General features: G+C 44.7%; 12 protein-coding genes. 5 read left to right on the forward strand and 7 right to left on the reverse strand.

Annotated elements, in window-relative coordinates:
* Positions 1–32 precede the first annotated feature (32 nt).
* The 4 genes from P0M28_RS26350 to P0M28_RS26365 all read right to left on the reverse strand — a co-directional run bounded on the left by P0M28_RS26350 (position 33) and on the right by P0M28_RS26365 (position 5,167).
* On the reverse strand, positions 33–1,331 hold the full coding sequence (locus P0M28_RS26350; protein WP_302206475.1) for an alpha/beta hydrolase family protein: 1,299 nt from the start codon (positions 1,329–1,331) through the stop codon (positions 33–35).
* A gap of 96 nt (positions 1,332–1,427) precedes the next feature.
* A complete protein-coding gene (locus tag P0M28_RS26355) occupies positions 1,428–3,290 on the reverse strand; it encodes a PA14 domain-containing protein (RefSeq protein ID WP_302206477.1) in 1,863 nt (620 codons plus the stop codon).
* Positions 3,291–3,456: 166 nt separating this feature from the next.
* Positions 3,457–4,161, reverse strand: coding sequence for a class I SAM-dependent methyltransferase (locus P0M28_RS26360; RefSeq protein WP_302206479.1), 705 nt, complete (start codon positions 4,159–4,161; stop codon positions 3,457–3,459).
* Positions 4,162–4,456: 295 nt separating this feature from the next.
* Positions 4,457–5,167, reverse strand: coding sequence for a YdcF family protein (locus P0M28_RS26365; protein ID WP_302206480.1), 711 nt, complete (start codon positions 5,165–5,167; stop codon positions 4,457–4,459).
* A gap of 72 nt (positions 5,168–5,239) precedes the next feature.
* On the opposite strand from P0M28_RS26365, the gene P0M28_RS26370 reads away from it, so the two are divergent.
* Positions 5,240–6,040 carry an SDR family oxidoreductase gene (locus P0M28_RS26370; RefSeq protein WP_302206482.1) on the forward strand — a complete coding sequence of 267 codons (801 nt, stop codon included), beginning with the start codon at positions 5,240–5,242 and terminating at the stop codon, positions 6,038–6,040.
* 102 nt (positions 6,041–6,142) lie between these two features.
* The gene (locus P0M28_RS26375; protein WP_302206484.1) at positions 6,143–7,984 is read left to right on the forward strand and encodes a glycoside hydrolase family 15 protein; all 1,842 of its coding nucleotides are present in this window, start codon (positions 6,143–6,145) and stop codon (positions 7,982–7,984) included.
* A gap of 99 nt (positions 7,985–8,083) precedes the next feature.
* Here P0M28_RS26375 and P0M28_RS31195 read toward each other — a convergent pair whose 3' ends face one another.
* The 3 genes from P0M28_RS31195 to P0M28_RS26385 all read right to left on the reverse strand — a co-directional run bounded on the left by P0M28_RS31195 (position 8,084) and on the right by P0M28_RS26385 (position 9,270).
* Positions 8,084–8,323, reverse strand: coding sequence for a DUF559 domain-containing protein (locus tag P0M28_RS31195; protein ID WP_367281925.1), 240 nt, complete (start codon positions 8,321–8,323; stop codon positions 8,084–8,086).
* Positions 8,324–8,460: 137 nt separating this feature from the next.
* Complete coding sequence (locus tag P0M28_RS26380; RefSeq protein WP_302206485.1) at positions 8,461–8,721, reverse strand: hypothetical protein; 261 nt, start codon at positions 8,719–8,721, stop codon at positions 8,461–8,463.
* A gap of 72 nt (positions 8,722–8,793) precedes the next feature.
* Positions 8,794–9,270: a hypothetical protein gene (locus tag P0M28_RS26385; RefSeq protein ID WP_302206487.1), complete on the reverse strand. Its 477-nt coding sequence runs from the start codon at positions 9,268–9,270 to the stop codon at positions 8,794–8,796.
* Positions 9,271–10,431: 1,161 nt separating this feature from the next.
* Between P0M28_RS26385 and P0M28_RS26390 the strand changes: the two genes are divergently transcribed.
* From P0M28_RS26390 to P0M28_RS26400, 3 genes are all read left to right on the forward strand, one after another.
* Positions 10,432–10,977, forward strand: a complete 546-nt coding sequence (locus P0M28_RS26390; RefSeq protein WP_302206489.1) for an NUDIX hydrolase — start codon at positions 10,432–10,434, stop codon at positions 10,975–10,977.
* 88 nt (positions 10,978–11,065) lie between these two features.
* Positions 11,066–13,444, forward strand: a complete 2,379-nt coding sequence (locus tag P0M28_RS26395; protein ID WP_302206491.1) for an ABC transporter permease — start codon at positions 11,066–11,068, stop codon at positions 13,442–13,444.
* 102 nt (positions 13,445–13,546) lie between these two features.
* On the forward strand, positions 13,547–15,931 hold the full coding sequence (locus P0M28_RS26400) for an ABC transporter permease (RefSeq protein WP_302206492.1): 2,385 nt from the start codon (positions 13,547–13,549) through the stop codon (positions 15,929–15,931).
* Positions 15,932–15,987 lie beyond the last annotated feature (56 nt).

Genomic DNA, 15,987 nt, shown 5'->3' on the forward strand with positions numbered 1-15,987 from the left:
TTTAAGAATCTTGCTAGCAGTCTGAGCGTTGGCTAAGGACTTTCGGTCGTAAAGTGCTGGTCAGCAAAGTTGAGGTATTGTTGCCAATCGTAGGAGTTAATATCGTGCCCGCCGCTACGGATATGGTAGCCGATAGTGCCAGTTACTGGCTGGTCTACCGGAGGGAACTTGGTGGTAGGAAGCCCGCTCTTACCCAGTAGTTCATAGACGGGCGTAGCGTGTGCTGCCGATAAGAATTCACCTTTAGGATCAGCCCATTCGTCTTCTTCTGCACTAGCTACGTAGAGCGGGCGGGGAGCGATCAGGGCAAGCAGCATGTGCTGGTCAACTGGCAGGGAAGACTCATTTTTATTGTACTGCTCAAAGTTATCGCAGAACCAGTGGGGGAAGGCGTGATTGATCCGACCGACAGTCTCGCCGTAAGCACGTCGTGATAGGGCTGCTCCACCACAGCCGGAGTTATTAGAAATAACCATCGCAAAGCGTTTATCCTGAGCTCCGGCCCACAGCGCAGCTTTCCCCAACCGAGAATGGCCGATAACCGCTATTTGATCGCCGTTAACAGCGTCTTCGGTTTGTAGATGATCTAATGCCCGACTTAATCCCCAAGCCCAAGCCCCGATAGTGCCCCACTCATCGTTGGTCGGTTCTTGCTGATTGGCCTGATAAAAAATCGGGTGAACGCCATCTTGAAAATCATTTTTATCAGGATCAATATCACCGCAGTAGACCGTGGCTAAAGCGTAGCCTCGATCAATAATGGTTTCTACTGGCCAACGGGGCACGCGCACCCCGCGAGAAGCCTCAGTAGCCCGGTGGTCTACAATACCGAAATCTTCGTTGGCTCGCATCCACTGATCAGAAAGTGTAATGGAAGAGTCAGGATGAATGGTGTGATTCCCGTAAAAATTTAACCCCAGAAAAGCTGGTGCCGGACGATTGTTACCGTTGGGCACAAATAATAAAATATCCATGTAAGGTCGAGTACCCTGTTCCGTGAAGAAGACGCGCACTTCTTTGCGGGTTGCTTTACCGCCTAATACTTTTTGGTTGGTAGAAAGCGTTTTAGTTCGTAGATCAAGCGACTGGCTTGGGGTTTTGCCGTATACCTGAGAAGAAAATAGTTGTAAAATCTCAGTTCTACGCTGTTGCCAATCGGCCTGATTTTTTACCGCATCACCATTTTCAAATACTAGCGGATTAGGCAGCGTATAGGCAGGTACTTTATTTTCGTCGTAGTTGGGCTTAAAGTCAGGTTGAGCCGACATATTAGAAGAAAAGAGAGACAGAGATACTAAACTAAGTAAAAAAAGAAGGGTAGAGTAGTTCATGTTAACTAAATAGGTTGTGGGTACTAATTTAGTAAAAGAACGGCTTTTCTGCTAGGTGCATCTGGCCCAAGAAGTACTGGATACGCATTTAGCGATTTATTCTATCAGTAGTTTAACAACCTTAGCAGCACGGTTAGCCTGAGATACGCTGAGGTAGTATACTCCGGGTGGTAAAGCATAGCCTGACAAATCGATCATTGCAGTGGGAGGAGCTATGGTTTGGGTGAAAACCTGCTGTCCAGCACTGTTAGACAGTTGTAATTCCACTTGAGAGCTGGCCGTAAAATGACCGGATAAAGATACGTATAATAAGTTGTGGGCGGGGTTAGGAAATACCGTGACTTCAGTTTCCAGAAATGAATCAGTTCTGTTTTCAGGAACTGCTTCAGTGAATAAACTTTTTGCCGACGGTTGCTGATAGCGAGCATTACCACCTTCAGTAGAGAGCATTTCATCGGGAATACGTTGCTTGCTGATATTTGGCCCCTGGTAGCGTACTTCTAATATCTGACCACCAGCTCGTTCAAAAAAAAGTACCCGAATAGGATGCCAGCCTGCCGTCAAAGATAGGCTTCCTGAACGCTCGCGCTTAGCGTGTAAACCATCGTTATCCACCACTTTCTTTGAGTCGATAAATAGCTGGCTACCATCGTCGGAAGTTGTGTAAAAAGTGTAGGTTCCACTAGTTTTTATGTTGATATACCCGTCAAACACAAAACCAAATCGATTGTCTTGTTGGCGCTTCTCCAGGCTAAAGTTACTGACCGTTCCTTGCCCAGCGGCTGAAAGTTGGGAGAAGTCAGGCAGAGACTGCCAGTCTCCTTCGTAGTAGCGGTAAGACAGTCGTTGGGTTTTTTCGGGGGATGGAGAAGATGCAACCGTAGGTTTCCGCTCATCGGCTCCTACGTCGTTTCTACTGCCCTGGGGGCGAGGGTGCCCTTCCCAATCGGTAGTGAGCCAGCTAACGGATACTCCGGCATCTACGGCGGGCGAGCTCGATTTTACTCGATAGTTATGAGCATCAGGATCAGAAAAACGAGCTTCGGCTACCTTATCAAGCGATAGGTTTCCTTGTCCGTACGGTTGCAGTAGTTTTCCACTCCCAACCATTAGATTATTTCTAAAACTTAACCACCCACTGGGGTTTGCCGTGATATTAACGTGTCGCTGGCTATGGTTGACGAAAGTATTATGATGAATAGAAATTTTATCGCCTTTATGAATTAGCAGCCCTTTTCGGTTTTGGTAGAAAAAATTGTTAATGATTTTAATATTTGTGGGACGTTGCCCCTGCACAACGATGAGTGCAGCTCCCAGATCATTGTTGTAAAAGCGGTTTCCTTCTATTCTAACTCCTCGAGCCCGATGGTGAATAACCACCCCTTTGCCTGAGCCTCCCGTACAGCCCGGAGTATTGCTGGCACAACCATTATTTTTAGAAAAAGAATTACGTTTCACCAAGATACCGCCCTTAACTGTTTTGATATCTACGCCATTCTCACCACAGTTAATAAATGTGTTGTTAGAAATTTCCCAATCACGAATGTCTTCACCGCGGTGCCCCATCTGAATACCATCGGCAGCAATATTGATGAAAGTACACCTTTTGATCGTAATTCTTTTTCCCCGACGACCACAAGCAATAGCGTGCGTATCATTTCCTACCTTTGTTCCTCTTATATTTTGAAAAGTGCATCGGTCAAATAGAATATCAGTAGCACCATCAATCCCCACTACCGAAGAAGTCACTTTATAATTCTTAAAAGTACAGTTAATAAACTGGGTGCCGCTATCTTCTTTACGCAGCATGAATCGCTCACTTTGGTCAAAAGTTTGGTTGCGGTATACTTTTGGTTGAGCCATTACCCCGAAGGAACTCAGACTTAGCGCAATAATGATAATAAATGCCTCCCAAAAATGAGAGCGCGCAATGGTGGTATAGCCAGTGGTAATAGTCATACTTACTTTGTGGTGGTAAAAACGTACTTACGTATAATCTTGGTAGGAGGGAGGGTAGCCTGCAACAGTGGCAGTTATTTCTTTAGTAGGCAGAGGTAACTTTATTCATAATGTTAATGTGAATAAAGCATGTTTTATTTTGGAATACAGTTGCGAAAATATGCTTTTATCCTGGAAATAGAAATAAACGAAATAAATATTGATTGGAGCCATCGTCAAACAGCGTGTGGCAACCCCAACCGCAAGACTCAGCCACGCGCTTCAAGGTCTGCTCATCTACGTACAACCAAGAAAACCATTCGCCGTACTGCTCCCGATACTCATACTGAAACTGCACTTCTCCGTAGTAGTAATCTTCAGGAAAATCAGTGCTCTGAAATAGATAGGCAATATCGCTGGAATCGAAGAGTAGCTGGCCCCCAGGGCGAAGGTGGTGCTTAGCCCATTGGAGAAAATCAGACAAGCCAGTTAAATTTTCTACCAAGCCAATGCCATTCATTAACATCAGCATCGTATCAACTTGGGAGCCGGAGTAATCGCGGTAGTTAATATTTTGTACCTGTTGCACCCCTCGGTCGGTCATAATGGTAGTAGCCCGAGCAGATGCCTCAATGGCCGTAATATCAAAACCTTGTTGTTGTAATGCCAAAGCATGAGAGCCAACTCCTGCACCAATATCAAGTACTGAACCCTGGCACAGCGACAAAGCGTACTGCTCCAGGTCAGGAAAGTTGCGAGGTGACCGGAAAAACCATGCGGTAGGCATTTCTTCTCGCGTACCGTAGCTGGTATGAACCCAGAGAGGGAGCGACTCCTGCCGATAATAATAATCGGCCAACGCTTGACCGTAAACGTCGGGAGAAGAGCTCATACTACTTTGCTGAGTAAAAGTGCAGTAAAAGTGCAAAAAAAAGCCATTGAGTACTCACTCAATGGCAAAAAATTGCAACTAGCATAACCAACTCCCAAAACAGGTGAAAAAATATTTTTCCTGCAAAAAGTTTTACGACGATATTATTGAATCGCGTAAACAGGTTATATTGAAGGTAATAAATTTAAAACCTAAACCCTAACAATTAGGTAGTAATGACCATAAAATTGGTAGAATGAATTCACCTAATAATGCGAATGGTGAAACTTTTAGAGTGAGAGACAATAAAAATTTGTCAAGAAATATGTACCAAATGCTGCGTGTATTTAGCATCCACTAGAGTATAGTAAGCTTGCATAATGTGACTAGGAACCGCAACGGGGATTTGAAAATCTTTCTCGGCATAAACCCACAGCCGCTGTAAATCACCGACCATTAAGTGAATTACTGTTTCGCGATTAATCTCGGGATGCGGACTCTCACAGTATTCATCAAAACTCATTTGGGGTGAGGTAACTCTACATGCCTTCTCCGGCCAGTGTTTTTTAAAGGTGGCGTAAGCCCGCCGTTCCATATAGGGCTTTTGCACCACAATAAAAGATTGAAGTGAAGCGAACAGGTTCTTTTCCTGCAATAGTTTCTCTGTAAGACGAAAGTTCTCTCCGGAGTTGGTTGATTGGTTTTCCACTAAAATATTTTCATCAGGCACGCCCTTTTCCAGCGCAATTTTGCGGAACAAGTCCGCTTCGGGCGTTTCCCAAACGCCTTCGGTAAGTCTGCCCAGTCCACCGGATAAAATCAGCCATTTGCCGAATCCCTGGTGGTAGAGTTCAGCCGCTCGCTCCGCTACCCGGGTATCATGACTACCCAGAACCAGAATGGCATCCGAAGAAATCAATTCATGATTCATATGGTGAAAATCCCAAACAGTGCGAATGGCTTGCTCTACCGTCATAGTATCGGTGCTTATCAGATAACTGTCCGCAACATTACCAATTCTTTCCAAAATTCTTATCAACTTTCACTAACAATTATTATGGTAAGTGCTTATCAAAGCAGAACCTTTACTTTTTAACCTATGAAACCACTACAACAACAAATTGCCATTGTAACCGGGGCTAGTTCTGGCATCGGTCAGGGTGTCGCTATTGCTTTAGCTAAAGCCGGAGCGAAAGTCTGTATCAATTACCGTAGTAGTGAAGACGGAGCTAAGAAAACGCTGAAGGAGATTGAACAAAATGGGGGCGAGGGTTTTATTCAGCAGGCGGATGTAAGCCAGCCCGAAGCAGTGAAAACCATGTTCCGAAACACGGTAGAGCAGTACGGGACGGTAGATATACTAGTGAACAACGCAGGGATTCAGGTAGATGCTCCTTTTCTGGAGATGAGCCACGATGATTGGCAGAAAGTGATTGACGTTAATTTGTCTAGTCAGTTCTACTGCTCGCAAGAAGCTGCGAAAGAATTTATCCGCCGGGGTATTGTGGAAGAACGATCTAAAGCAGCCGGCAAGATTATTTGCATGAGTTCAGTACACGATATTATCCCTTGGGCGGGGCACATAAATTACGCCACGGCCAAAGCCGGAATTTTGATGTTTGCCAAAACGCTGGCGCAAGAACTAGCTGAGAAGAAAATTCGGGTGAATGCTATTAGCCCGGGAGCGATTAAAACGGATATTAACCGTGATGCTTGGGAAGATGACGCAAGCCGTGAAAAATTACTGCAACTTATTCCTTACCAGCGGGTGGGGGAGGTAGAAGATATTGGCAAGGCGGCCGTATGGCTAGCCTCTGATGATTCTGACTACGTGCAAGGACAGACTATTTATATTGACGGTGGCATGACGCTCTATCCTGGGTTTAAGGACAACGGATAAAGTGGTGAACGGAAAAAGGAGGGCGAAATTTGCAGTCCATGCTTCCTACTCCTTTTGCCGTCTTCCAAAACCCAATAATTACAACTAAATCAATAACATACTGTGAAAGAAAATACTACCTCCGACTATCTACCCATTGAAAACTACGGCGTTGTGGGAAACTTGCATACCGTTGCTATGGTAGGTATGCACGGTTCTATTGACTTCCTCTGTTTCCCCCGGTTTGATTCACCTTCCATTTTTGCCTCAATACTAGACAAGGAAAAGGGTGGCAATTTTCAAATTACCCCTGACTTGGAAGAGGTAGGTTACAAGCAAATGTATCTGCCCGATACCAACATACTGCTGAGCCGTTTCCTCGCCTACGATGGTATGGTAGAAATTACTGATTTTATGCCCGTGCGGGAAATAGAGAAAGAATGCGTTCTCATCCGTAAGGTAACGGTAATTCGGGGAGAGGTAAAACTCAAGATGAATTGCTCCCCCCGATTCGATTACGCTCGGGCCGATCATCAAGTAAGTCAGAAAGACAAGAACGAGGTTGTGTTCACCAGTCAGGGTGAAGATGGCACTATTTGTAAGCTACTGAGTGATGTGCCGCTGGAGGTGGACGGAAATGATGCTAAAGCTGAATTTACGCTCAAGGAAAAAGAGTCAGCCAACTTTTTGCTGGTTGCCCTTTCGGATGATAGCCGGGAGCTACCCTTCGAGAATGAGCTGAGTAAGTTTGTGGATAAGAGTTTTAAAGAAACCCTGAACTATTGGAAAAAGTGGATTGGAAAATCATCGTACACGGGTCGGTGGATGGACATGATGCATCGATCAGCTCTGACGCTAAAATTACTGACTTCGTACGAGTTTGGTTCTCCCGTGGCAGCAGCAACTTTTGGTTTGCCTGAAGAAGTAGGCGGAACCCGCAACTGGGACTACCGCTACACCTGGATTCGGGACGCGGCTTTCACCATGTATGCTTTTATTCGGATGGGCTTCACCAAAGAGGCAGGTGATTTTGGGAAGTGGATTCTTCAGCAGTTTGAGAAAAATATTGACGAGAAGCACCAACTACAGCTCATGTACAGTATTTCGGGTGAGTCGGAACTGACTGAGGAAGAGCTGGATCATTTGGAAGGGTATCGTCAGTCGCGTCCGGTACGGATTGGCAACGGAGCCTACGATCAAAAGCAGCTGGACATTTACGGAGAACTAATGGATAGCATCTATCTCTACGATAAGTACGGCGAACCGATTACCTACGACTTCTGGTCGAAGCTTGTTCACCTGATTGACTACGTTTGTGAGCATTGGCAGGATGCCGATCATGGTATTTGGGAGATACGGTCGGAAGAAGTAGAGTTTCTCTATTCCCGGGTAATGTGCTGGGTGGCAGTAGACCGAGCGATTCGCTTGGCAGAAAAGCGTTCTTTCCCCTACGATTGGGAGTACTGGCGCACGACCCGCAGTAAGATTTTTGAGGACGTCTACCATAACTTCTGGGATGAGGAGTTGCAATCGTTTGTGCAGTACAAAGGAGCCAAAACACTAGACGCTTCTTCACTGCTGATGCCACTGGTTCGCTTTATTAGCCCTTACGACCCCCGGTGGGTGAAAACCTTGAAGGCGATTGAGAAAGAACTGGTGACCGACACCTTGGTATACCGCTATAACAATGAAAAATCTGATGACGGAATTGAGGGCGATGAGGGAACATTTTCTATGTGTTCGTTTTGGTACGTAGAGTGCCTCTGTCGGGGTGGGCAGGTAGAAAAAGCCCGCTTGTACTTCGAGAAAATGCTGGGTTACGCCAATCACCTCGGGCTGTATGCCGAAGAAGTTGGGCTACAAGGCGAGCAGCTTGGTAATTTTCCGCAGGCATTTACCCATTTAGGACTCATCAGTGCTGCCTTCGCCCTCAACCGGGAATTAGAAAGGTCTAAAAAGGGCTAGGTGCCACCGCAGCGCGAAGAAAAGTAAGGGCTGGCTGGAAGATCATCGGTAAAAATAGCCTCTACATGTTCTATATACCTGAGAGAGCAAATGACATCATTATCTCCCCATTGAGTGCAATGTGAAGAAAATCATGTTTTCCTCAGGCAAATCACTTTCCAAAGTACGAATTACATTAGGCAAATCGTGTATTACCTCTAACTCAGCAATTCCCACTACATGATAGTTTAGGTTCTCTAAGTACTGGTCATGCTTAGAATCTTCTTCGATCTTGAACTGATGTGACCACCCGTCTAACTCAACCACTAACTTGAGCTTCCGACACACAAAATCTACGATATAGTTGCCAGTAGCAAACTACCGATTAAACTGGTATCCGTAGAAAACTTTAGCTCGCAACACTTCACTCCACAGTTTGATCTCACCCGGAGTAGAATCATTACGAAGCTTTTAGAAAAAGGGGGATACAGGAGAATTTACTCATCAGGCTTGCTTGCATCATCCAACTCTCCGTATTTCTTTAGAAATTCTTCCAGCTCATTTGAAGTTATTTGAGCACTTCTACGATGACCATCTAGTAAATCATAATTAGTCTTTAGAAATATAGACAAAGCTTCACGTTGGTATTTTTGCGACAAGTCTAATGTAGTTGTGAATTGTATCCACTCTTCATGGGCGCGTACAAGCTCATAAACGTTAGCTAAGTCTATAATCAAAGAATCATCAAAGCTAACCACAGAATTAGAGATTTTGGCAGTCTGCCAAGCGGCATCTCTTAATGGGTAAACGGCAAATCCGCCACCATAATTTTATGTTGAGTCAATAGTTCCTTGGTTTGCCGCTTGAATTTCTGCTTGTAATTTCTCTAGATTTCGGGTATCAGTTTCGATAATAGACTGACAAACATAAAAGTTGCTACTAAGCTCACTCACAATATTCCGATACGCCTTCTCCGCATTAATATCGGCACGCCGTTGCTGCCACCAAGAGTTAATTCCGAAAGCCAGCAGTACGGCAATAACGACCGGGGGAATTTCTACGAGCATCTTGCGTAAGAAGGCCTTAGAAACGGAACGACGAGTGCTTTCACGCCAGTCACGAAATTCTTCAGTTTGAGCTTCAATGCTGTTGTGTAGCTTCTCAAGAAGCTCATTAGTTTTCTGCTGTTGGGCAACAAGCTGTTTGGCCTGTTCACTTTGACCGTCTGCTTTTGTAAGCTGACGCTTGATTGTTTCGGCTACACGTTCAGCCATTGCATCCCAAGGAGTATTTTTGCGATCAGCCATGTGAGAAAGATAGGTAAATTGTATGGAATATAGTCTTAGCAGTAAGCTGGGTGCTAAGATATATACTTTGGAAACAAAAATTTGTTAGTGGGAGCAGTAACGAGCTGATGAATTAGCGTGCCAACCGAGCCGAAAGTTAGTCCCTGCCCTTCGGAATAACTTACCGGTATACAGGGAACCCTTCCCGGTGCTGCGGAATAACTGCCGAGCCACGGGGAAGGGGTACAAATACCTCTGGAAGTCTATCTGAGTTAGCGGGAGCACTATACGCTAACAAATTGAGCGCAGCGACCTTTCGGAAAGAGATATTTACTAACAAATAGGTTATTGATGTAAGCTTAGGCTAACAAATACACCGCTCTGTAAGGTTTTAATAACAAGGGGGAACTACTTCTTACGGTTCCCCCTTCCCCTCTTCGCCGATAGTTGAGTGGCATCCACTAAATAGCGACCACCACGTAGCGACATCGGCATTCACCCTTACTCATGCGGTTAATGCGCTAATAGTAAATTTAGTAGTTGGTAGAGGTCAATAGTATTATATTGATATAATATTATTGTGACCTGAGATTGTCTCTTACGATAGGTATATTAAAGGTAGATAAATTACGGAAAACTAAAAAGAGTAACGATAAAATAGTTAGCTAGTTGCCATTTTTTCCAATTAATTATTTACCCCAGAGGTTCGTGTCGTCGCGAACCTTAGAAGTTTATCAGAATATCCTCTTATGTACAGTAGCCTATTCACTTAATGTTTTATCAAGTGTTATTCGGTGGGCTGGGGCAGTTCTAGCAAATAACCGGCAGACAGCGAACAGCAGAACTTGCTGATTGTGAGGCGGCTCATGCCAACGGCCTACGTATTCGTCACTTATATTTGATAAAGTAAGTACTCTGTGTGGGCGCAACTGTATCAAAACCGTACACTGCACTGTTACGAAAACGATACAGTACATGCTTTAATGTATGCAAGCTTATCCTTAAAAATAGATTGCTTTCACCGTCACTGCGATGAGTGAAACGAAGAAGCAATCTCCTCACTAACAGGAGATTGCCACGCTCGTACCTCGCTCGCAATGACGGTAAAGGTGGGGCTAACAAACAGAAAATAGCACAGATGGAAAGGCTTTTGCACTTATATTTGTAGAAAGTAAAAACACTATGCTATCCACTATTAAATTATCGCTTACACTATTTTCTTTACTATTCACTCATGCACTGCTGGCGCAGGATAAGACGGACAATTATTCTTTTATGAAGCTGTACGTCGTTAACGAAAGCGACGAAGTACTGCTGGTGAAGTGGGAAGGGGAGTGGGAACTTGCTGGCAGTCGGTACAACGACCCTCTATCGGTCACAGCTTTTTTAGACCGAATGGCAGCCGACATGGGAGTGACCATACAGAATCATAAGCTCTGCGGGGTATACACCCAGCGGTGGCAAGGCGCGCCCTACCTTACGCTGATGCAGTACTATCAAGCGACGTATGCCGGAGGGGAGCTAAAAGTACCCGATGACTGTACCGACATTCGGTGGTTTAGTTACGAGAAAGCACTAGAGGTCATTCCCTACGAAAATATGAAGCGGATGATGCGCGAAATTCGGGAGCATCCGGGACGTATTATCGGAGCAGCCTTTGAACGCTATCAAGACGAAAATAACCAAACGCAGTACGTCACCCTAGAAGACTGGTACCTGCTAAATTGATGAATAATGACTAATGAGTAATGAATAATAAAAGGCATTATTCATCTACGAAACAACTACTGCCATTATTCATCAATCACTAATCATTATGATAAAGAATAACCTAGCCATTGCCTTTCGGCATTTATACAAACGAAAATTTTACACCATTATTAACGTAACGGGCTTAGCCATTGGCCTAGCCGCCGGGCTGCTGATTACGCTCTACGTGCTGGATGAACTCAGCTACGACCGCTTCCACGAACGGGCTGATCGGATTTACCGGGTAACCACCGAAACTAACTTCAACGGAAACCTAAGCGGCAGTGCCTCTACCAACTATCATGTAGGGGAAGTCATTGACGATGAAATACCTGAGATCGCGACGACACTGCGAGTGCAGCAATTGGGTAATCGTACTATCAAGGTTGATGATGACTTGTATACTCCGCAAACCTTAGCGGTGGATAGTAACTTCTTTCAGTTTTTCACCTTTCCACTCACGGAAGGAAACCCAGCTACCGCTTTAGATGACCCTTCGTCGGTGATCTTAACCGAAAAGTTAGCTCGGGAGCTTTTTGGCCGCTCATCTTATGTACTAGGAAAAACAGTGACAATGGGTGAGGAGGTGTACCGGATTACGGGAGTGGCTGAAAACCCGCCGACTAACGCTCACTTTCACTTTGAAATGCTGAAGCAGTTTAAACCTCGAGTGGGTAATCGTATCAACTGGGGTAATGTGAATGGAACAGTTTCTACCTACTTTTTGCTAGCGGAAAACGCTTTGGTCGAAGAGGTTCCAAGCAAGATTAAGGAAGTTTGTGTTAAGTACAATCCACAGGTGGCCGAAGGTATCAAACTTGGAAAGTATGACGTAAACTTTACAGCTCAACCGTTGACCGATATTCACCTGTACTCAAATTTAGGGATGGAGCTAGAAGGCAACAGTGACGTTCGTTACGTTTATATCTTCTCCATCATCGCACTGTTTGTACTGATTATTGCCGGAGTCAATTATGTGAACCTCTCTACCGCCCGTTCGGCTGATCGAGCCAAAGAGGTAGGAGTGCGTAAAACGTTGGGCGCAGTACGCCAACCGCTGATCGCTCAGTTCCTTACTGAATCGCTGCTGGTGAGTTTAATCGCAACCTTATTGGGGCTAGCGCTGGCCGAGTTGCTGCGCCGTCCGTTTAACCAACTAGCAAATAAAGAGCTATCATTAAATCTGCTAGATAATCCAACGCTAGGGTTAGCCGTACTTATAACGGGACTGATGGTAGGCATCATCGCGGGGCTGTATCCGGCCTTTTATCTCACCCGCTTTCAACCCATTCAGACGCTACGGGGCAGTATGAAAACCGGGCAAAAGGGTAAAAGCTTTCGCAATGCGCTGGTAGTGTTTCAGTTTGCTACTTCAATTGCGCTGATTGTCTGTACCGCGGTCGTTTATCAGCAGTTGCAGTACATGCAAAATAAAAAGCTGGGCTACAATCAAGAGAACGTCGTGATTTTAGGTAACGCCGTGGAAAGTAGCTTTGATGCATTCGTCAACGAGTTAAGTGCCTATCCACAAGTACGTGCGGTGACCGCTTCCAGTCAAAGTCCGCATATGATTACTAACTCTCAGGGTGGGTTGCAAGTGCGAGGTCAGGCTGAAGACCAGATATATCAGCTAAATCGCTTGTTCGTAGACCATAATTTTCTACCGACGTTTGACATTGTACTCAAAGAAGGCCGTAACTTTTCGGAAAAACTCGCTTCCGATACTGCTGTTATGATTCTTAACGAAGCCGCGGTTCGCCAGATGGGCATTGATGACCCACTTAATGCGAAAGTACGAAGAAATAACGAGTGGTACCGGGTTGTTGGGGTGACCGAAGACTTTCACTTCCAGTCGTTGAAAAACGAAATTGCGCCTCTGTTCATTTTACTAGGGTGGGGGCCTAGCGCATATAATAATATTGAGGTACGCATTAGCGGAGAAGATACGCCGGGCACACTAGCCTTTTTGGAAGAAACCTGGCAGAAGTTCTCGCCGAACAATCCGTTTTACTACTCATTTTTAGACCAAAACTATGAAGCCTTGTACCGTACCGAGATGCGGCTGGGCAAGGTGTTCGGCATCTTTACGGGCCTAGCCATTTTCGTAGCCTGTTTAGGATTGTTGGCCCTCGTAGCTTTTATGGCGGAGCAGCGTACCAAAGAAATCGGTATTCGCAAAGTAATGGGTGCTTCAGTGCGTAGTATCGTGCTGCTGCTGTCTACAGGTTATACTAAATTAATTGTTATTGCTTTGCTGGTGGCTATTCCGGTGTCCTACCTCGCTATGCGACAGTGGCTAGCCGATTTTGCTTACCGCACTGATTTGAACCTCTGGATATTTATCGGGGCCGGATTCGTCGCCCTACTGATTGCCTGGCTTTCGGTCAGCTACCAATCTATTAAGGCTGCCGTAGCCAATCCGGTAGACGCTCTTAAGAATGAATGATGAATAATGACTAATAATTAATGTTCTTCATGGTTTGCTACTCATTACTCATCCGCACGGCGGTCGCATTCACTACTCATTCATCATCAATCATTAATCATCATGATAAGAAGCTATCTCACCATCGCCTTTCGGAACTTGTGGAAAAACCGAGCGCATACGCTGATTAATGTGCTTGGGCTGGCTCTAGGCATTGCTAGCAGCATTGTCATCTTTTTTATTGTTCGCTTTGAGCTGAGCTACGATAACTTTCACGAGAAGGCCGATCGGATTTATCGGATTACTTCTACTTTTGAGCAAGAAGGAAAGCTGCGTTATAACAATGCGGTTCCGTTTCCTTTGCCCGAAGCCTTTCAGCAAGATTTTGCGGATGATATAGAAGAAGTTCTGATTGTGGAGCAAACTGGCGGACGGGTTATACTAGACGGCGAAACCACTTTCATTGACGAAGGAAAAGTCTTCACGGAGAACGCGTACTTTTCATTTTTTGATTTTCCCCTGGTAGCTGGCAACCCGAAAACGGTACTACAACAACCTAACGAAGTTGTTCTGTCTCAATCGCTGTATCGGAAATTGTTTAACTCGGAAGAATATGAGTTAGGAAAAACACTTTCATTTAGAAATGATACCACTTATTTACTGGAGGTAACGGGTATTCTAGCAGATTTGCCAAAAAACACTGATCTTCAATTTGAATTTCTGGTGTCATACAGTACGATGCCCGAGGAGACCAACGCCAGTTGGGAAAGCTGGTTTAGCAACTTCAATGCATTTGTTTGTCTTGCTGAAGATGTGCAGCCAGCAGCATTAAGTAGCCAGTTTCAGGAGTTTCTAAAAAAATACAGGAACGCCGAGGATGTAGAAAAACACAAGCAGGGATTACGGTTACAGCCCCTATCTGAAATGCATCATAATAATCAGTATGCTGGGTTTCCCTACCGAAAGATGCCCAAATTTATGCTATCAGGACTAGTGATTCTGGCTGTACTTTTAATTACATTGGCCTGTGTTAATTTTACAAATTTAGCAACCGCAATTAGTAGTAAGCGGGCTAAAGAGGTAGGGGTACGAAAAACGCTGGGAAGCAGCCGTAGACAGATTGTACTATCGTTTTTGGGCGAAGCCTTCATAGTGACGGTGCTGGCAACTGCTTTAGCGTTTGGATTAGCTGAATTGGGTTTGATTCAGCTAAAGAAGTTATATACCCACTTACAGCCAATTACTATTCAGTTCGGCTGGATGAGTATTGGTTTTTTCTTGTTGTTAGTATTATTGGTAGCTAATTTAGCTGGCTTCTATCCAGCTTGGCTATTATCTCGCTTCAAACCTATTCAAGCCCTTAAATCTGCCACGAGCCTGACTTGTAGTAGAAGGTTTTCACTGCGCCACGCATTAGTTATATTTCAGTTTTTTGTTTCTCAACTATTTATTGTCTGTGTGCTGGTTATTGCTCAGCAACTGAATTACCTCAAAAATGCTCCGCTGGGCTTTGATAAGGAGGCAATTTTAACAATAGATTTACAAGATGAGGAAGCTAAGAGCCGGAAGCGTTTTGAAGCTGCACTAAGCAAAGAGAGTGCCGTTAAGAATCTGACTTTCACCTCAGCTTCAGCTATTTCTCAATCTATGACAGGAGCGATTTACTCGGTAGATGGAAAAGAAACCGAACGCCAAGTAAACTTGCACTACGCTGACCATCGCTTCTTTGATACTCACGGAATGAATCTATTAGCAGGTTCAGTATTCACACCTTCTGACTCGGGCATTGCCTTTGTAGCGAATGAGGCGTTTGTAAAAGATTTGGGGCTTGACAATCCTGAGCAAGCTTTAGGAAAGTTTATTGAAGTTATGAATATTGAACTACCCATTGTGGGGGTGGTTTCCAATTACCATACCGCTAGTTTTACTAGTAAAATTCCACCGTTGCTTATTACTAACCGTAGTGAGCATTATTATAATTTGAGTATGAAGGTGGATCTGACACGGGCGCAAACGGTGATCGCTAAGCTGGAACAAGTCTGGCAGACTACGTACCCCGAATATGATTTTCGCTACGATTTTCTCGATGACAAAGTAGCTAGTTTCTATAAGAGTTACGACCGTACGTTTTCTTTAGCCCAGATATTTGCGGGTATCGCTATCTTTATTAGTTGTTTGGGTTTGTACGGATTGGTCATGTTTATGGCGGAACGACGAACCAAAGAAGTAGGCATTCGCAAGGTGCTGGGAGCTTCGGTGCAGCAGATTGTAGCGTTATTTTCTAAAGAGTTTGTCAAACTAATCTTCGTTGCCTTTATACTAGCTGCCCCATTAGCCTATTATTTAATGCAGCAGTGGTTACGCAATTTTGCTTACACCATAGAGGTCAATGCTTTTACCTTCGCTATCAGTTTAGTTGCCATTATAACCATTGTACTACTTACCGTTGGTTATCAATCTATAAAAGCAGCAATCGCCAATCCGGTAGATGCTCTGCGGGATGAGTAAAACAATGTAAAGTATGCAGTGAACAATGAACAATTGCTAATTGCAAAATGCACATT

The sequence above is a fragment of the Tunicatimonas pelagia genome, assembly GCF_030506325.1.
In the GTDB taxonomy this organism is placed as follows: domain Bacteria; phylum Bacteroidota; class Bacteroidia; order Cytophagales; family Cyclobacteriaceae; genus Tunicatimonas; species Tunicatimonas pelagia.